This window comes from Microbacterium marmarense, assembly GCF_037204165.1.
GTDB lineage: Bacteria > Actinomycetota > Actinomycetes > Actinomycetales > Microbacteriaceae > Microbacterium > Microbacterium marmarense.
In genome coordinates this window covers 119,623-136,533 of the sequence record NZ_JBBDGL010000003.1, presented here as the reverse complement: position 1 = coordinate 136,533, position 16,911 = coordinate 119,623, and the positions used below count along the sequence as shown (strand labels likewise).

At 65.9% G+C, this 16,911-nt stretch carries 17 protein-coding genes; 9 read left to right on the top strand and 8 right to left on the bottom strand.

Features of this window, described 5'->3' with window-relative positions; genetic code table 11:
- Nucleotides 1-185: 185 nt before the first annotated feature.
- A complete protein-coding gene (locus tag WDU96_RS10970; RefSeq protein WP_337338554.1) occupies nt 186-1,097 on the bottom strand; it encodes a helix-turn-helix transcriptional regulator in 912 nt (303 codons plus the stop codon).
- A 135-nt stretch (nt 1,098-1,232) separates the two neighbouring features.
- Here WDU96_RS10970 and WDU96_RS10965 point away from each other — a divergent pair, with 135 nt between their 5' ends.
- From WDU96_RS10965 to WDU96_RS10950, 4 genes are read left to right on the top strand one after another with little or no spacing between them, the layout of a single operon-like run.
- A complete protein-coding gene (locus WDU96_RS10965) occupies nt 1,233-2,114 on the top strand; it encodes an aldo/keto reductase (protein ID WP_337338553.1) in 882 nt (293 codons plus the stop codon).
- A gap of 58 nt (nt 2,115-2,172) precedes the next feature.
- Nucleotides 2,173-2,838: a flavodoxin gene (locus WDU96_RS10960; RefSeq protein ID WP_337338552.1), complete on the top strand. Its 666-nt coding sequence runs from the start codon at nt 2,173-2,175 to the stop codon at nt 2,836-2,838.
- A gap of 41 nt (nt 2,839-2,879) precedes the next feature.
- Nucleotides 2,880-3,260, top strand: a complete 381-nt coding sequence (locus WDU96_RS10955) for a DUF2255 family protein (protein ID WP_337338551.1) — start codon at nt 2,880-2,882, stop codon at nt 3,258-3,260.
- Nucleotides 3,261-3,296: 36 nt separating this feature from the next.
- The gene (locus WDU96_RS10950) at nt 3,297-4,271 is read left to right on the top strand and encodes an aldo/keto reductase (RefSeq protein ID WP_337338550.1); all 975 of its coding nucleotides are present in this window, start codon (nt 3,297-3,299) and stop codon (nt 4,269-4,271) included.
- A gap of 75 nt (nt 4,272-4,346) precedes the next feature.
- On the opposite strand, the gene WDU96_RS10945 is transcribed toward WDU96_RS10950, so the two are convergent.
- Both WDU96_RS10945 and WDU96_RS10940 read right to left on the bottom strand, forming a co-directional pair.
- Nucleotides 4,347-5,495 (bottom strand): tyrosine-type recombinase/integrase, encoded by a 1,149-nt coding sequence (locus WDU96_RS10945; protein ID WP_337338549.1) that lies wholly within the window; start codon nt 5,493-5,495, stop codon nt 4,347-4,349.
- A complete protein-coding gene (locus tag WDU96_RS10940) occupies nt 5,482-6,228 on the bottom strand; it encodes a hypothetical protein (RefSeq protein WP_337338548.1) in 747 nt (248 codons plus the stop codon). Before WDU96_RS10940 ends, WDU96_RS10945 begins: the two co-directional genes overlap by 14 nt.
- 95 nt (nt 6,229-6,323) lie before the next feature.
- Between WDU96_RS10940 and WDU96_RS10935 the strand changes: the two genes are divergently transcribed.
- Nucleotides 6,324-6,539: a helix-turn-helix transcriptional regulator gene (locus WDU96_RS10935; protein ID WP_337338547.1), complete on the top strand. Its 216-nt coding sequence runs from the start codon at nt 6,324-6,326 to the stop codon at nt 6,537-6,539.
- 26 nt (nt 6,540-6,565) lie between these two features.
- Here the strand turns inward: WDU96_RS10935 and WDU96_RS10930 are convergent, their stop codons facing one another.
- The 4 genes from WDU96_RS10930 to WDU96_RS10915 form a co-directional block, all read right to left on the bottom strand.
- Nucleotides 6,566-7,402 (bottom strand): GSU2403 family nucleotidyltransferase fold protein, encoded by an 837-nt coding sequence (locus tag WDU96_RS10930; RefSeq protein ID WP_337338546.1) that lies wholly within the window; start codon nt 7,400-7,402, stop codon nt 6,566-6,568.
- A complete protein-coding gene (locus WDU96_RS10925) occupies nt 7,399-8,457 on the bottom strand; it encodes a hypothetical protein (RefSeq protein WP_337338545.1) in 1,059 nt (352 codons plus the stop codon). The genes WDU96_RS10930 and WDU96_RS10925 overlap by 4 nt, the downstream gene beginning before the upstream one ends.
- 52 nt (nt 8,458-8,509) lie before the next feature.
- Nucleotides 8,510-11,257 carry an AAA family ATPase gene (locus WDU96_RS10920; RefSeq protein ID WP_337338544.1) on the bottom strand — a complete coding sequence of 916 codons (2,748 nt, stop codon included), beginning with the start codon at nt 11,255-11,257 and terminating at the stop codon, nt 8,510-8,512.
- Nucleotides 11,258-12,119: 862 nt separating this feature from the next.
- On the bottom strand, nt 12,120-12,371 hold the full coding sequence (locus WDU96_RS10915) for a hypothetical protein (RefSeq protein WP_337338543.1): 252 nt from the start codon (nt 12,369-12,371) through the stop codon (nt 12,120-12,122).
- A gap of 413 nt (nt 12,372-12,784) precedes the next feature.
- On the opposite strand from WDU96_RS10915, the gene cmtR reads away from it, so the two are divergent.
- Genes cmtR through WDU96_RS10895 form a run of 4 tightly spaced genes read left to right on the top strand, consistent with a single transcriptional unit; the run spans nt 12,785 to nt 16,207 of the window.
- Complete coding sequence (gene cmtR / locus WDU96_RS10910) at nt 12,785-13,144, top strand: Cd(II)/Pb(II)-sensing metalloregulatory transcriptional regulator CmtR (protein WP_029153952.1); 360 nt, start codon at nt 12,785-12,787, stop codon at nt 13,142-13,144.
- The gene (locus WDU96_RS10905) at nt 13,141-15,066 is read left to right on the top strand and encodes a heavy metal translocating P-type ATPase (RefSeq protein WP_337338681.1); all 1,926 of its coding nucleotides are present in this window, start codon (nt 13,141-13,143) and stop codon (nt 15,064-15,066) included. The genes cmtR and WDU96_RS10905 overlap by 4 nt, the downstream gene beginning before the upstream one ends.
- The gene (locus WDU96_RS10900; RefSeq protein WP_337338542.1) at nt 15,066-15,677 is read left to right on the top strand and encodes a cadmium resistance transporter; all 612 of its coding nucleotides are present in this window, start codon (nt 15,066-15,068) and stop codon (nt 15,675-15,677) included. Before WDU96_RS10905 ends, WDU96_RS10900 begins: the two co-directional genes overlap by 1 nt.
- Complete coding sequence (locus tag WDU96_RS10895; protein WP_029153955.1) at nt 15,674-16,207, top strand: signal peptidase II; 534 nt, start codon at nt 15,674-15,676, stop codon at nt 16,205-16,207. Before WDU96_RS10900 ends, WDU96_RS10895 begins: the two co-directional genes overlap by 4 nt.
- Before the next feature lie 228 nt (nt 16,208-16,435).
- On the opposite strand, the gene WDU96_RS10890 is transcribed toward WDU96_RS10895, so the two are convergent.
- Entirely contained in the window at nt 16,436-16,747 is a 312-nt protein-coding gene (locus WDU96_RS10890) for a hypothetical protein (protein WP_029153956.1), read from the bottom strand.
- Nucleotides 16,748-16,911 lie beyond the last annotated feature (164 nt).

Here is a 16,911-nt window from a genome sequence, read left to right as displayed (position 1 = left end):
TTGCAAGGGATCGCGGCCCTTCGACCTCCCGGCGAAAGTGGTTTTGCCCACATTTTGCCCACACTTTGCGGCGAAGATGGCGGGAGCAAACTGCCACTGATGCACCACTCCACACAGACAGGGCGTCTCATTCAGCGACCGGCCCAGAGGGCGACGCGATGACGGCCACGCGGCTACGCGTGGAATCAGGCGCGGTCGGGATCCTTCGGCGGGGCGGATGGTTCAGCGGCACGGCTGAGCGGGTCTGCGGGGACCGGATCGGCTGTCCAACTGCGGAGGAGATCCAACGCGTCGGCGGATGGGCTGCCGATCTCGGCGAGATACGTGGCGAGCCGGACGTTCGGGGCGGACTGCGTCGTCAGAGTCTGGTAGCTGAGCGCCATGTCGCCGACCACTGGATGTGTGATGCGTTTGGTGCCGGTGGTGTGGGTGCGGACGGTGTGGCTGCCCCACCAGGTGCGGAACTCGGTGCTGCGGGTAGCCAGTTCGCCGACGAGCGCGGCCAGTTGACGGTCGCTTGGGTCGTGGCCGGCGAGGAGCCGCATCGCCGAGACTGACTCACGAGCGACGGTATCCCACTCCGGGTAGAAGTCTCGGGACCGGGGGTCGAGGAACAGATAGCGTGCGGTGTTGAGCGGTGCGGCATCGGCGGGGAAGAGGTGAGGGAACAGCGCGCGGCCGAGGGTGTTGGAGCCGAGCGGGTCTCCAAGTTTGGACAGTGCGACGGCGGGTACGTCGCGCATGGTTTCCATCAACTGCGTGATCTGGGGGGAAAGTCGGGTGTCTGGCTTGGTGCGGGTGGGTCGGCGTGTGCCGGTCGCCGCTCTGGCGAGGTCGAACAGGTGCTGCGACTCCGCGTCGGTCAGCTGCAACGCGTTCACCAGCGCGTACAGGACGCTCTCGGAGACCCCGCCGAGATCTCCTCGTTCCATCCGGGTGTAGTACGCGGTGCTGACCCCGGCGAGCTGTGCGACTTCTTCGCGGCGAAGCCCGGGAACACGACGTTCTCCACCGAAGACGGTCAGACCGGCCTTCTCGGGGGTGATGCGGCCGCGGAGAGCGGTGAGGAACTCCTGTACCTCGTGCCTGGTGTCCATACATCCGACGTTAGTCCCGCCTGTGCCACGGGTGAGAGTCCCTGCTGTTCACCCCCAACGGGGAGTGTCGTGGCGGGCCTGGGGGTGAATGCTGGGGACTCTCACCCCTCGAGGGGGCGTGCGTACCGTTGCAGTATGACTACTCCGAACCTCACCCTGAACAACGGCGTCGAGATCCCCGCGATCGGCCTCGGCGTCTTCCAGACCCCGCCCGACGAGACCGTGGCTGCGGTGGCCGCGGCGTTGCGGGCCGGGTACCGACACATCGACACGGCCGCCGCGTACGGCAACGAGCGGGAGGTCGGTCAGGGCATTCGCGAGTCTGGAGTCGATCGTGCCGACATCTTCATTGAGACGAAGGTGTGGATCAGCGATTACGGCTATGAGGAGACCCTGCACGCGTTCGACAAGAGCGCCGGCAAGCTCGGCCTCGACCAGATTGACCTGCTCATCCTCCACCAGGCGCTGCCGTCGGCGTTCGAGAAGACCATCGGCGCGTACACGGCGCTGGAGAAGCTTCTCGCCGATGGAAAGGTCCGTGCGATCGGTGTCAGCAACTTCATGCCCGACCACCTCACGCAGCTGCTCGAGCAGACCAAGATCGTGCCGGCGGTGAACCAGATCGAGCTGCACCCGTACTTCCAGCAGAAGGAGCTCGTCGCGCTGCACAAGGAGCACGGCATCACCACGCAGGCGTGGTCCCCGATCGGGGGCATCACGTCCTACCGCGATTCCGCGAAGCGCAGCTTCGATGAGCCCGTCATCCTCGCCATCGGTGAGAAGTACGGCAAATCTGCCGCGCAGGTGATGCTGCGCTGGCATATCCAGAACGGCGTCCAGGTGATCCCGAAGTCCACCAAGGCGGAGCGGATCGCGGAGAACTTCGACGTCTTCGACTTCGAACTCTCCGCTGACGAGATCGCACAGATCGATGCCCTCGACACCGGCGTCCGCGGCGGGCCCGAGCCCGAGGTCGTCACCCTCGAAGCGTTTGGCCGCGACATCCCCGAAGCGTGACCGCAAGGGTGCGGGCATCACGCCCGCACCCTTCCTCCGCACCGCTCAAGGAGATTCCGTGGACCGGCGCCAGTTCCTCGTCCGCTCACTGTCGGTCGTCAGCGTCGCAGCGGTCGGCGTTCTCGCCGCCTGTACTCCCACCCGAGAGGACTCCATGCCTTCCGAAACTGAGACCCCGGCCGCAGCACCCACCACCCCGGCCCAACCCCGTCGGGTGCTCGTGGCATACTTCTCTCGGCCTGGGGAGAACTACTACTACGGGGGCCGCGTCACCCTCGAGACGGGCAACACCGAAGTCGTGGCCGACATGATCGCCGCCGCGGCATCCGTCGACGTCTACCGGATCGAGGCGGCGGACCCGTACCCGGAGGACTACGAAGAAACCGTCGCCCGCAACGTGCGCGAAGAGGACTCCGACGCACGTCCCGCCATCGCTGGCACGCTTCCTGGCGTCGGCCAGTACGACACGATCCTGCTCGGTAGCCCGGTGTGGAACGTCCAGACCCCGATGATCATGCGCACCTTTGTGGAGAGTGTCGACCTGGCGGGTAAGACGGTGCACCCGTTCGTGACCTACGCCGTCAGCGGCATCGGCCGTGTCGAGGACGACTACACGCGCCTCTGCCCGGACTCCACCCTCGGCGAGAGCCTCGCCGTGCAGGGCGAGGAAGCCACCCAAGCCGGCCCCGACGTTGAAGCCTGGCTGAAACGCATCGGACTTTGACGGCCCGCGCCCGTCACCATGACCCTGAGAGGAACGAAGCCATGACCGCCTGGACCGACGACGAACTGGCCGCGATCGACAATGCCACCGAGCTGCTCATCTCGACACGGCGACCTGACGGCACACTCCGTCCCCGCATCCCGATCTGGCACACCGCCATCGGCGACATCCTCTACATCCGCTCCGCCCGCGGACCGGAGAACGGCTGGTTCCGGCGCGCGGTGCAGACCGGGCTCGGCCAAGTGTCCGCCGGCGGCATCACCAAAGATGTGAGCTTCGCCCTTGCCGACCCCGCCGTCCGGGACGCGCTGGACGAGAAACTGCACCGCAAGTACGACCGTTTCGGGGCCGCGCCCATCGCCGCCATCACCGGACCCGACGTGCTGCAGACCACCCTCCGCGTCTTCCCCGCCGACCACTGAACAAACTCCACCCCTCATCCCGCGAAAAGGCATCCCATGGAATACACCCGCCTCGGCCGCTCCGGCCTCCGCGTCAGCCGCATTGCGCTCGGCTGCATGAGCTTCGGCGACCCCGCCACAGGGTTCCAGAAGTGGACCCTCCCACAAGACGAAGCGCTGCCGTACTTTCGGCAAGCGCTCGACTTAGGCATCACGTTCTGGGACACGGCCAACGTGTACTCGTACGGCGACTCCGAGCGCATTGTCGGTGAAGCGCTCCGGCGCTTCACACACCGCGACGAAATCGTCCTCGCCACCAAGCTGTTCATCAAAGTCGGCGAGGGTCCCGGCGACAGTGGCCTGTCGCGCAAAGCGATCATGCAGCAGGTCGACGCGTCCCTCAGCCGGCTCGGAACCGACTACATCGACCTGTACCAGATCCACCGCTTCGACCCGAACACCCCCGTGGAAGAGACCATGGAAGCCCTCCACGACCTGGTGAAGGCCGGGAAGGTCCGCTACATCGGCGCATCCGCCATGTGGGCATGGCAATTCGCCAAGATGCAGACCGCAGCCGACGTCCATGGTTGGACACGATTCATCTCCATGCAGGACCAGTACTCGCTGCTCTACCGTGAAGAAGAACGCGAGATGTTCGGGCTCCTCGCAGACCAAGGCGTCGGCAGCATCCCGTACAGTCCGCTCGCCAAGGGACGTGTCGCCCGACCCTCCGGCGAGCAGACGAAGCGATCCTCTGACGACCCCGTCGGCAACGCCTTCTTCGCTGACACCGAACGTGACCGCCCTGTGATCGACGCCGTCGAGCAGGTCGCGACCGCGCGAGACGTGCCGATGGCGCAGGTCGCTCTCGCCTGGGTGCTCACCAACCCGGTCGTAGCGGCACCCATCATCGGCGCGACCAAGCCCCACCATCTGGTAGATGCCGCGGTTGCCGCGGAGCTCACCCTCACGCCTGAGGAGCTCACCGCACTCGAGGAGCACTACACCGTTCGTGTGGCTGGGGGCTTCTGAACGCGAGGAACTCTTGCCTCGACTCGGAGTACCGGACGACTCGAAAGGCGCCGGCTGCGCTGCGCAGTCTCGTGCTCAGCGCGCGATCGCAGCATTTCGGGCGTCGTTCAACGAAACCGAGACAGTGTCGAGGTCGTCGTCGAAGAGGTCGGCGTACACGTCGAGGGTCATCGCGGCGGACGCGTGCCCCAGCATCCGCTGCACCGCCTTCACGTTCGCGCCCGAGCTGATCGCGAGGGATGCCGCCGTGTGGCGCAGGTCGTGGATCGTCATGCGTTCGAGGCCGGCATCTTCGAGCGCCGTCATGAACCAGGAGCGTGATGCTTCTGAGGATCGCGGGCGCCCGAAGTAGACGCTCCCGTCTCCGAACAGGAGCATCTCGCGCGTCTTGCCCTCGCAGAGCTTGGCGATCGGCAACTCGAGGAACTCGGGGTATGGCACCGAGCGCACCTCGTGCGTCTTCGGCGACCCGACGTGGATGTTCGCCCCGACGCGGACGGCGTTCTCGTTCACGGCGAGGCGCCGGCGCAAGGCATCCACGTCACGCACCCGCAGTGCCGTCAGCTCGCCCCAGCGCAAACCGGTGTAGGCGGCGACGTACACGAGTGTCGAATTCTCGCCAGCAGCCACGGCTAGCCGCTCGATCTCTTCGTGACTGAGGTATCGGTGAGCCTTGCGATGCTTGCGCGGGAGGTTGTCGACGCCGCGCGCGGGATTGTGTGGAATGCGACGATCTTTCACCGCGATGTCGAGCACGGATGCGAGCACCCCGTGGGCACGGATCACAACGGTCGCGCTTTTCGACCGAACGCCCTGACCGCGCGTTCGAATGTGGTCGCGCCTGTTCGTCTTGGCGGTGCCGGCGGCGAGCTGTGACACCCATGTGCGCACGTCGCTGTGGGTGATCGCCGATACCGGAGTCGACCCCCACCGCGGCATGACGTAGACCCGCCAGGCATCATCGAGGGCACGGTAGCTCGAAGGCTTCAGCCGCGATCGCTTGGCCTCGAGCCACCCGGGGCCGAGCTCCGCAACTGTCGTGCGCGCACGTGCCGGCTCGATGTACTCCCCCGTGGCCTTCGAGACCTCGACGGTGGCGAGGAAGAGATCGGCGTCGCGCTTGGTTCGGAAGCCGCGCTTGTCGGTCTGTCGGTGGTCGGGCGTGCGATACCGCACCCGGTAGCGCTTGCCACGGGCAGTCTCGTACGCCTCAATCGTTCCCACGTGACTTCTCCCGCTCGATCGCTTCGGCCACCGCGGCGTCCTCGCGTTCGATGAGCGCTTGAATGTCGTCCGCGGTGATGTTGTTGCGAGCGTTGAAGTCGTCCATCTCCTCGCTGAGGTATTGGCTCTGAAGGGGCGCGATCGCTGTGGCGAGCCGGCGCGCAGCGGCGCCGTGCTCGGTGCTTGTCATGTATCCCGCGGCCCGGGCGCGCGCGATCCAGTTCGTCGCCGTGCGTTGCTTCAACCCGATCGAATCCGCGACGGCTTGGGCCGGGTTCTCGCCGGATATCTCTGCGATCCGGTAGATCAATGCCGTCAGGAGCATCTCGTCAGCGTCCGACAGCGCGAACTCGGGAAAGCTCTTCAGCCCACCGCGACTGCGAAGGCTCCACAGCCAGGTGAGATTGATCGCCCACGATGGCACCGCTGCAGGGATCGCCTGCTTCGCGATGGCATGCACCTGCACCGTGCGGAAGAAGGCGCCTGAAACCTCGATCGGATGCTCCGCGCGCTCGAGGCCGAATGCTGCGACTTCGAACCGTCCGGTGGCAGCCGCGTACTCGACCCGGAGTGTGGCGATCACCTCGTGACCGTCTTCGAGGGCAGAGATCTGGTCTGCGCGGACACGAGCCCAGCCCTTCACGATCGGTCGCAGCGGGATCCCAGGCGGGACGATGACGCTCGGGCCCGACGGGCTGAACTGCGCCGCTTGGTTCGATGGATGTTTCGTCATGCATGCATGATGCCACATCATGCGCTCCATTGACATGGGTGCGCAATCATCCTATCGTGTGCGTATCGATGACATCATGACGCAAGGAGAGTGAGATGGATGCCGATGACAACGATTGGCTGACGCTGACCCAGGCGGCAACCCTCATGCGGATGACGAAGGCCGCGATCGCGCAACTGCGCTATCGCGGTGTCGGTCCGAAGTTCTACCGCCTGTCCGCGAAGACGATTCTGTACAAGCGGTCCGAGGTGATCGCCTGGATGGAGAGTCGCGCGTGCACGCGGACGGATGACGTGCTCGCAAGCAACTGAGGTCGCTCTACGAAGCCGTCGGGCGACTACAAGTCGCCACGTGCGCTGTATGCACCGAGCATGCGCCCGGTCAGTGTCCGGATCGCTACAGAGACTTGAGCGGGGTCTTCGACGCCGGCGCGGTCGTCGATCGCGAGCTGTGTCAGCGGTGAGCTCTCGGTGAGTTGACCGTCAAGCCAGTCAAGCGCGGCCGTCACGATTGGCAGGATCTCAGCCCGCTCGCTGGTCAGATCCCGCAGCGAGCGGCCGATCGCTTCAGCGGGGACGTTCCGCAGCAGGCGCAGGAGATCGCCGGCATCCTTCGACGACAGCCGGTCACGTCGGTCAGCGTCGACACGCTCCTGTATCTTGATCGCCTTCGCGACTACGAGCGCTGCGGGGCCAGCTACCCGCACGGGGATTACCCGTGGGTCGCTCGGCTCCAGCGCCGCCAGCGCCAGGGGCACGTTGTCGAAGAGGGCGACCTCGAGCCCGCGAGTTCGGCGCGCGACTCGGGAGCCGTGACCGCGGAGCGGAGCCGTCCGCCGCGAACTGGGGCTCATCGCTCCCTGCGGCACCATCAGATCGACCACGATCCCATCGGCTGACATCCAGCTGCCCGGGTTTCCTGAAGCCGAAGGGGTGAACCCGGAGTCGACGAGCGACTGCGCGATGTCGGGATGGGTGGCGAGCAGTTGGGGGTCGAGCGCCAGATCGGCATCGGTCGTGTAGGTCGGCCGCGGGTCTCCGAGGGGCGCGTGGAGGTACACGGCCTGCGCGCCGACGAGCACGATCGCGTCGAGGTGCGGCCGGAGCGACTCGAGCGCGTCGAGCAGCACCCGACGCGCAGCGACGTACTCGGGGCTGGCATTCTCCGGGATCACTCGGCAGCCTCCCCGGCACGGAGGACGGCGAGCTCCTCACCTATGGCGGTCATCCGACCCCCGGCAGCCAATAGATCTCCGATGATCCGCCACGAACGCGCGATCGGCGGATCGGTGTCCTGCGCGCCTTCCCGCCCCTCACCGAGAAACTCACTGTCCGCGACCAATATGTTTCCGCGTCTATCGGGCGCAAGGTCCATGACACGTTCCACGCCTCCGACGTCATCGGAGTAGAGCCACACGCCTGTGGCAGGCAACGGCGCCACACGGCTTCTCAGGCCGAATTCGGCGGATGCCGCGCGGCTGCCTGTGACCGCGAACCGAAGGCCAGACCGGCCCAGACGATTCAGGGCGATATCTTCCCCGAGTAGCGAGACGTATCGCTCGGGCTTGAAGGTGCGTTCGAATCCGTAGTCCTGCGCCCATCGTCGAGCGAGTGCGACACGGTCGGGCACGTGGATCTCTCCGGAGCCCACCTCGACGACCTCGTCGGCACGCAGAAGCTCTATCACTCGACTGACCGTCGCCACACCCGCGCCGGTGTTGCGCGCGAGTTCCCGCACGGATGCGGCATTCCCCGTGCTCAGCAGCCGGACAACGACCTCTGAAGCCGCCTTTCCCTTGAGCGACCGCAGGCGCTGCGCTCCCACGCTCACGCCAGGGTCGGGGTTGCGCGACGCGCCCGCACGGTCGATCCACACCACGGGCTCGGTGCTCCGGATGCGCATGTTGCCGGTCGCATCCCAGTACGACCAGCCGCAACGCTCGAGCTCGTCCCGCACCGGCGGCGACAAGAACGGAGCGACGAGAACATTGACGACGCCCGTCCCTGCCACCGGCCGCCGGCGCACGTCGGCGCGGGATCGCGGCGGGTTCAGCTTCACCTCGACACCGAGGGCGATTGATGCCGCCCCGATCTGCGCAGTCACGACCGTGGCGACACCTCCGCGACCGGAGGAACGGTCGACCGATGTCGTGCGCACGCCTGTCACCTCCAGAGCTTCGATAAAGCCGTGAAGGAGATCTTCCGTTCCATAAATGGCGGCGTTCCGCATAACGTGGAACATATCGCTTTCTGGAACGGCTAGCAACTCGCATTCCGTGCGATCAGACTCCGATTCCTCCACGGCTCACCACGGGCTGCACCACCGGCCCCGTCGCAGCGGGCGCCACGACCCGCCTCGCAGCTCGATGAAGATCGATCTGGGCAGCGCGCCGCGAGTCCTCGATCGTCGGCTCGGGCACTCCGCGTCGCATCGAGTCGGCCACTTCGTCGCGGGCAGCATCCGCCGAACCGGCGACCACGATCACTTCATTCCATCGCCGCCCCCGGGTGAGCCCGACATACAGACCTGCGGCGTCGACGCCCGGCCCGACGATCGACGCATCCACCGTCTCACCCTGGATGCCGTGCACCGTCGAGGCGTACGCGAGGTGGGCGTGCTCGGCCGCGTACTCGGCAGAAATCCACCTCCGTTCGGTCGAATCGGCGAGGTTCGTGAGCGAGATCCGATCGACCGAGATACCCGAGACGACCCAGGTCGCTCGGTTCTGCACGTCAGCGGCGCGATCGTTGCGCCTGGTCTGGATGACATCGCCGACCAGCATCCGTTGTCCGCCACGGCCGAGGGCCACAGCATCCGTCGACAGCCCACCCGCATCGAGCCGCCGCTGCTGAATCGCCTCGCTGATCGCGGTCGCGTCGTCGTTGGTCGCAACGACGAGAGCGACCCGATCGCCACGGCCACCCCGCTCGAACCATGCGTCGACCATCGCGTCGTGCGCGGCATCCGGACCGCTGACGCGAACGACATGCCCGGCGGCCTCCAACTCAGCCGCGACCGTCGTCGCCTCGCTCGCGGTCGACACCTGCCGCAGCCCCAGCGTGAGCTCGCCATAGACAGGGTCCGCGAAGCGGTGCACCGAGCGGAGCTCGACGATCTGGTCGGCATATCGCGTGAGCAGCGCCATCGCGCCCGCGTGACCCACGGGCGCCGCTTGGCGAGGGTCGCCGATCATCGCGATTCCCGCGCCGGTTTCCTCGAGCACCGCTGCGAGAGCGTCGGCGCTCTGCAGGTCGACCATTCCGGCCTCGTCGACGATGACCCGATCACCGCGCCGCAACGCGAACCGCTGCGGGCCGAGATAGCGTCCGCCCGTCGTTTCGTCGACCTGCCCGACGCGCACGCGAGACCAGCGCTGACCGCCCGCCGGGTTGGCATCCCACCGCCATCCGTAGTCGGCGAGCAGCGCATGCAGGCTCGCTGCCCTGACACCGACCTCGCGTTCGGCGACGACCGCGGCCTTTTTCGTGGGCGCAACGAGAACGACGGCGCGTCGCTGCAGAGCGAGGGCATCCCGCGCGACGCGGAGGAGCGTCGTCTTCCCTGACCCTGCGGGCCCGGTGATCGAGACGAGGCGGCTCGCGCCGGCGATCGCGGATGCCGCCGCCACCTGCGTCTCGTCGAGCGCTCCCTGCTCGCCCGCGTGCCGACGCGCGACCTCGTGCATCTGATCGTGTCGCGGCAGCGCGCCGGGCGCGGCCAGTCCGGCGAACCTGTTGCCCACTCGGATCTTGAGCAGCACGGTCTCGGATGCCATCAGCGCCTTGATGTGCGCGGGCTTGGTCGCGTCGTCGGGCACGAGGTCGAGGGTGCCGTCGAGCGCTCGCGCGACGACATCGTCGATCAGCTCGTCGAGAGTCGCGCGGTCGGCCGTCACTCCACTGCGCGAGACGGCCCGGATCGCCCCCGCGCGCACGTCCCATGGCGAGAATCGGCCGCTGCTCGCGACCGACCGGGTGTCGGCATCCACAATCGCCATCTGCGCGAGAAGGTCGCGGTCGAGGTCGGCGATCGCGACCGGCTCGAACCGTGCGGGGTGGCGGTGCCAACGCAGGAGCGGGTCGATCTCGGCGAGTTCGGTGAGCGCCCGATCCTCCCACTCCCCCTCGTCGATGTGAGTCGGCTTGCCCGGGCGACCCTGCGCCCACGCGAGCGCATCGATGTGTTTCAGGTCGTCGGCGCCCGGCTCTCGACCCGGATGCCCGCTCCGCCACTCTTCGACAAGCCGTGTGCGGTTGCGCTCGATCGTGTTCGAGCGCCGCGACAGTGGACGCACCACATGGGCGAGTTGCGCGATCTCGCCGTGCTCGTCGATCGTGTACCCGTGGGCGGCGAGGGTCTCGATCCACCGCGGATCGGTGCGAGCGGCGAGCTCACCCTCGGCGTTGATCACGGTGTGCAGCTTCATCGCGACCCGCGAGTCAAGGCTCGACCACTTGCCGTCGACGCCCTGCACCTTCATGTTCAGCCAGAGGTGGCGATGGATGTGCGGGTCCAGTGCCCGCGAACGCCGGTGTTGAAGCTCAACGACCTCGAGTCTGGCGATGTTTTCGCGGATGCTGCCGCCATGCCCGCGGCGTGCGTTGAGATCCCGCTGCCAGAGCGTGATGGTCAGGTCGCGCATCCGGTCCTGCAGTGCCTCGAACTCGGCGGCGAGCGCCGGATCGAGCAGGGCCGCGATGCTGTACGACTTCGGAAAGTTGATTGTGCCGTCGAGAAGGAGGTCGGCGTTGTCGAAGCAGTGCGGCCTGCCGCGCTGCGCCCCCGTCTGAGGGTCCGCACCTTCGATCCAGTGCCGCAGCTGCTCAGGGTCGAGTTTGTCGCGAGCGATCGACCCGTTGACGACCGTGAATCGCGAGACGTTCTGTTCGCCGCTGTAGCTCAGCGCCGAAGTCGCGCCGGCGGGCGCGGCGACGTGGGCATCGCACGTTCCGTCGAAGGCGTAAGAGATGGCGTTGCGGACGCCGCGGCCAGCCACTCCCCGCTTCCAGCTTCGCAAGCCACCTCTCATGTCGACAGGATACATGCGCAGCCGTGTCACCACCAGGCATGGTGCCTACGTGCATTGCTGTTTGTCTTGGAGTTGGCGACTCGCGCTCGTTTGTCGGAGAGTCCCCGTCGCTCGGTTCGATTGAGCTCAGCTCATCGGGCATTGTGGCGTGCCGGTCTTGTGCGCCGGAGGGATGCGTGGGTGAGCGATCGTGTCGGTCACCCACGCGACTTGCCGGACCGGTGATGATTCGAGGATCGCGCCGCCGGAGTTCCTACTCGGCCAGACCGCTCACCCAGGCGAGGTGAGTCGAGTTCCCCTCTCGGATGATGTCGAAGGATTCACCATCGACAACAAAGCGGACAGGTTCGGTCACGTCGCCATACTCTCATTTCGAGGAGCGCCACTGGCGCGCTGGAGGAGCCGGCTTACGGGCTTCCCTCGGCGGTTGCTTGGGCGCGTCAGAACGTAGCAGCCGCTCCACCGAGATGGATACGTAGCGTTGCGAGCTTATTCATTTACGTTCGCTACCTCATCGGTCGAAGGCTCCGCGTCGAATAGCTCGTTCTCGTGCGCGGCCCTCCATGTGGTCGTCGTTCTACCACTTCTCCTGTCCCCATGGCGTACGCGCCATCTCGACCCCGTCGAGAACGAGAAAAGGCACTCGTTGAGCGGAAACCGGGCGTCGCGCCCACTTGCGATGCATTTCGCGTCCGCGGAAGACGAGAAACTCGCGGCGAAATGACTCAGCCAAATCCATCGCAGTCTGTACGTGCTCATCTGGAATGTGATCAGAGAGACCCTGCGAAGTGCGTGCCGTGGAACTTGTCTAGAAACTCGAAGATCAGGAGGTAGTTCTCTCGCACTTCCTCCGCGATCACCTCTACCTCATAGTGCGTGATGTTGTCCCCGATCGGATCGCGGTCTCGATTGCATGGATGTCTGCGGCATCGATGCCGACGCGGACTGACAGAAGACGAGGCATTGCCCGCTCGAGTCCCACCGCGAGTTTGCCAGGTCGATCGACGTCCTGCCAGATGAGCAACTCTTGCTCTTTGAGCAGTCTCTGCTTGAGGACGAGCTCCACCGCGTGCACGATATTCAGCACCACGAATTTCAGCGCGACGCGCTTCACGCCAACGTTCTGTGGTGTCCCATAACTAATGGTGAGTACTCGGATCCAAGCGGCAACTTATGAAACATAGTTGTGGGACTCACCGACGTTGAGAAGGCCGCGGCGCGCGTTACGACCCCGCCGCTATGGTTTGGGACGTCCTGAAACTCTAGCGTTGTGCGACACCTCAACGCACACGCACCGCCCAACGCTTTGGCGGAAATTAGCAACGGTTAGAGCACACCGAAAACGATCGTTTGCGGCGCGGTGAGTGAAGGCACACCAGATCGAATGCCAGAAACGTGCGCCGTAAGCGGGTTTCGGTAGGCGTATTCGGTGGGGTGTGAGCCGGATGTACTTACACCCAGTCCCCAGAGATGTGGCCTGGGGTGAAGCCGTTCCAATAGGTCATCAGTCACTGTATAGTTCAGTGTGTGCTGACTATTTCCTCACGCCTCGATGTCATGAACCGGCTCGGCCGGGCCATGGCCGATCCCACGCGTTCCCGAATCCTAATGTCTCTGCTCGGTGGACCGAGCTACCCGGCTGTGCTCTCTCGTGAGCTGGAGCTGACGCGTTCGAACGTGTCGAACCATCTCACCTGCCTGCGTGACTGCGGGATTGTCGTTGCCGAGCCGGAGGGTCGCCAGACCCGTTACGAGATCGCCGACCCGCATCTTGCGGCTGCGCTCGTCGCGCTCGTGGACGTGACGCTGGCGGTCGATGAGCACGCGCCGTGCGTGGACTCTGCGTGCACGGTGGCTGGCTGCTGTGGGACGGGGGCGGACGCGTGAGCGCGGCGTGTGGCTGCGAGCACGAGCCTGCCCAGCCTGCCACTGCGGCGGAGGATGAGACCGAAGAGGTGGAGCGGCCCTGGTGGAGGGACCGTGGGGTCATGGTGCCGGTCTTCTCCGGTGTCGCATTCCTGGCCGGTCTGATCCTTGAATGGTCCGGCCTCGAGATCCCGGCGCTGGTGTTGTTCTGGGCCGGTCTGCTCCTGGGCGCGTCGACGTTCACGCCCGGCGCGATCCGGAAACTGTTCAAGGGCAAGCTCGGTATCGGGCTGCTGATGACGATCAGCGCGATCGGTGCGGTCATCCTCGGCTACGTGGAGGAGGCTGCAGCTCTGGCGTTCTTGTACTCGATTGCTGAGGCGCTCGAGGACAAGGCGATGGACCGTGCCCGGGGCGGGCTGAGGGCGCTGCTGAAGCTCGTGCCGGAGACAGCGACCGTGCTGCAGGGCGGTGTCTCTGCGCAGGTGCCGGCGAGAGAGTTGACGGTCGGCCAGGTCATGGTGGTCCGCCCGGGTGAGCGGATCGCGACCGACGGGATCGTTCGTTCTGGTCGCTCCAGCCTGGACACCTCGGCGATCACCGGGGAGTCGATCCCGGTCGAGGTCGAGCCCGGCGATGCGGTGTCGGCCGGTGCGATCAACAGCGCCGGCGTGCTGGAGGTCGAGGCGACTGCTGCGGGCACCGATAACTCGCTCACGACGATCGTGGAGCTGGTGGAGAAGGCGCAGACCGAGAAGGGCGAGCGTGCGCGTCTCGCGGACAGGATCGCCCGCCCGCTCGTACCCGGCGTTCTGATCCTCGCAGCGCTCGTTGCGATCATCGGGTCGCTGCTGGGCGATCCAGAGGTGTGGATCACCCGCGCGCTTGTCGTGCTGGTCGCCGCTTCTCCGTGTGCGCTGGCGATCTCGGTGCCGCTGACGGTCGTCGCCGCGATCGGCGCAGCAAGCAAGTTCGGCGTGATCATCAAGTCCGGCGCCGTTTTCGAGCGCTTCGGCGCGGTCCGCCACGTCGCGGTCGACAAGACCGGCACCCTCACCCGCAACGAACCTGCGGTCACCGCGGTGCTCACTGCGAACGGCGTGACCGAGACGCAGGCGCTGGCCTGGGCGGCCGCACTGGAGCAGCACAGCACGCATCCCCTTGCCTCTGCGATCACCGCCGCGGCCCCGGGCACACCGGCAGCTGCAGATGTGACCGAGCAGGCCGGGCACGGCATCGACGGCACTGTCGGCGGATCGAGAATCACCGTCGGCAGTCCTCGCTGGCTGGACGCGGGCGACCTCGGGCAGCAGGTCGCGGAGTTGGAGGAGCAGGGCATGACCGTCGTGATCGTCCACCGCGACGGAACCCCCGTCGCCGCGATCGGCGTCCGCGACGAACTGCGCCCTGAAGTCCCCGAGGTAGTCCGGACGCTCACCAACCAAGGCGTCGGCGTGACGATGCTCACCGGAGACAACGCCCGCACCGCTCGTGCACTGGCCGCGCAGGCCGGGATCAGCGACGTGCGCGCGGAACTGCGTCCCGAGGATAAGGCAACCGCGATCGGCGAGCTGTCAAAGGCGGGGCCGGTCGCGATGATCGGCGACGGAATCAACGACGCACCGGCCCTCGCTGGCGCAGACATCGGTATCGCGATGGGCGCCACCGGCTCCGACGCGGCAATCGAATCCGCCGACGTGGCCTTCACCGGCCATGATCTGCGCCTCATCTCGCGAGCGTTCGATCACGCCCGCCGCGGTCGACGGATCATCAACCAGAACATCATCCTGTCGCTGCTGATCATCACTGCACTGCTCCCGCTCGCGCTCTTCGGCGTCCTGGGGCTCGCGGCCGTCGTCCTGGTCCACGAGGTCGCGGAGGTCATCGTGATCCTCAACGGTCTGCGCGCCGCACGCACCCGCACGCCGCGACTGGAAAGCTGATGCTCGCAACTATCGGTTCAGCGATCGGCCTGTTCGCGGCAACCAACATCGACGACATTGTCGTGCTCACCGTGCTGTTCCTGGCTTCCAGTCGAGGGAAGCCCCGGCCGTGGCAGATCGTCGCGGGCCAGTATCTCGGGTTCATCACCCTCGTCGTGATCAGCGTGATCGCCGCTCTCGGTCTCACCATCGTTCCGGACGAATGGGTCGGTTTCCTGGGTCTGATCCCGCTCGGCATCGGCATCTGGACGCTCATTCGCGGCCTGCGCCGTAACGGCGATGACGATGATGATGATGACTCCAAGATCACCGCGGTCGGACTATGGGGCGTCGCAGGGATCACGATCGCCAACGGGGCCGACAACATCTCCCTCTACACGCCGCTCTTTCGCACCAGCGCCCCCAGCGACGTCGCGATCATGATCGTCGTGTTCCTGATCCTCGTCGCGGTCTGGTGCGCGGCCGGTCGGCTGATCGGTACCAACAAGGCTGTTACCGAGGGGCTGGAGCGCGTCGAGCACTGGCTCGTACCGGCCGTGTTCATCGGCCTTGGCCTGTTCATCCTGATCGAATCTGGGGTCATGGTCCGTCTGATCGAGGTGCTTGCATGACCTCCTCCCAGTCAGAGGCTCATCCGCCCGCTGCGCGCAAGCTGTCGTCGGCGCGGCGGCGGCAGCTCACTGGTGGAGCGCTCTTGATCGCCGTGGTCGTCGTGCTGATTGATCAGGGAACGAAGGTGTGGGCCGAAGCGACCCTCACCGAGCGTGAGCGCATCCCGCTGATCGGTGACCTGCTGGGTTTGCAGCTCGCCTATAACCCCGGAGCGGCATTCTCCTTCGGGGAAGGCTTCACCTGGGTGTTCGCGCTGCTCGCTGTCGCCGCCACGGTCACAGGGATTGTGTTCGCGTTCCGAGTGCAACGCGTGGGATGGGCGATCGTCATCGGCGCGCTCGGCGGCGCTGCCGCCTCACACGCAGGCGACCGCCTTTTCCGCGACCCCGGATTCGCCCGGGGTCACGTCGTGGACTTCCTCGCCTACGGAAACTGGTTCATCGGCAACATCGCCGACATCGTAATCTTCGCCGCAGCGATCACCGGAGCAGTTTTCATGATCCGCGCCGGGGATGAGAGCACCGAGTGAGATCCGTTGTGCGGTGGTGGGACACCCATCAACTCGCCCTCTACATCGGCGCGATCGCCGTGGGCAGCCGTTGAGTGAGTTCACGCTTAGGCAGGCGGGCGGTCGCGATGTAGGCGCAGAGCCACCCACCAGCCGCATCGTCGACAGATGAAAGCGCGATCGTCTCCGAGTGCGTGCAGCTTCTTGCGTGGCAGATGTCGCCCGCAGCACGTGCACGCAACGTCCTCGTCAGTCGCCATGAGCGGAGAGCGCCTCTCGAATCTGTTCAACCGTTGGCATCCCGGCCAGCCCAGCAGGGGTGCTGTAAATACGGCAGGCGAGGTCATTGCTTCGCCCCGACCCCGGAAAGAGATCGTTGCCATCCAGGGTGATCGTGGGGGAGCCCGCGAACGAGACTGCGCCCGCGTCCTCCTCCGTCCGGATGAGTCGGTAGTGAACCTCCGATTCGTCGTGGCCTGTTTCTCGTAGCGCCTCAGAAACACGACGGCCAGCCTCAACCCAGCTGGGGCAACCGGCGATATAAAGCAGCTCAATCTCCACGACTCAATCATCCTCGACTTCGCTGTTGATGTCGTGCCCGGGCTACCACCGAAAACGATCGTTTTCGGCTATCTAGCTCACGAATCCGGGATTCGGTTTCCAGAAACGTGCGCCGTAACGATCTTTCGGCAGGCGTATTCGGCGAGAGCCGGGGGGATTCGACC

Bases quoted from the DNA above. Each gene is read 5' to 3' on its own strand.
- WDU96_RS10895 (WP_029153955.1), top strand. From the start codon at position 15,674: ATGACCTCCTCCCAGTCAGAGGCTCATCCGCCCGCTGCGCGCAAGCTG.
- WDU96_RS10955 (WP_337338551.1), top strand. From the start codon at position 2,880: ATGACCGCCTGGACCGACGACGAACTGGCCGCGATCGACAATGCCACC.
- WDU96_RS10900 (WP_337338542.1), top strand. From the start codon at position 15,066: ATGCTCGCAACTATCGGTTCAGCGATCGGCCTGTTCGCGGCAACCAAC.
- WDU96_RS10940 (WP_337338548.1), bottom strand. From the start codon at position 6,228: ATGACGAAACATCCATCGAACCAAGCGGCGCAGTTCAGCCCGTCGGGC.
- WDU96_RS10950 (WP_337338550.1), top strand. From the start codon at position 3,297: ATGGAATACACCCGCCTCGGCCGCTCCGGCCTCCGCGTCAGCCGCATT.
- WDU96_RS10970 (WP_337338554.1), bottom strand. From the start codon at position 1,097: ATGGACACCAGGCACGAGGTACAGGAGTTCCTCACCGCTCTCCGCGGC.
- WDU96_RS10965 (WP_337338553.1), top strand. From the start codon at position 1,233: ATGACTACTCCGAACCTCACCCTGAACAACGGCGTCGAGATCCCCGCG.
- WDU96_RS10925 (WP_337338545.1), bottom strand. From the start codon at position 8,457: ATGCGGAACGCCGCCATTTATGGAACGGAAGATCTCCTTCACGGCTTT.
- WDU96_RS10920 (WP_337338544.1), bottom strand. From the start codon at position 11,257: ATGAGAGGTGGCTTGCGAAGCTGGAAGCGGGGAGTGGCTGGCCGCGGC.
- WDU96_RS10935 (WP_337338547.1), top strand. From the start codon at position 6,324: ATGGATGCCGATGACAACGATTGGCTGACGCTGACCCAGGCGGCAACC.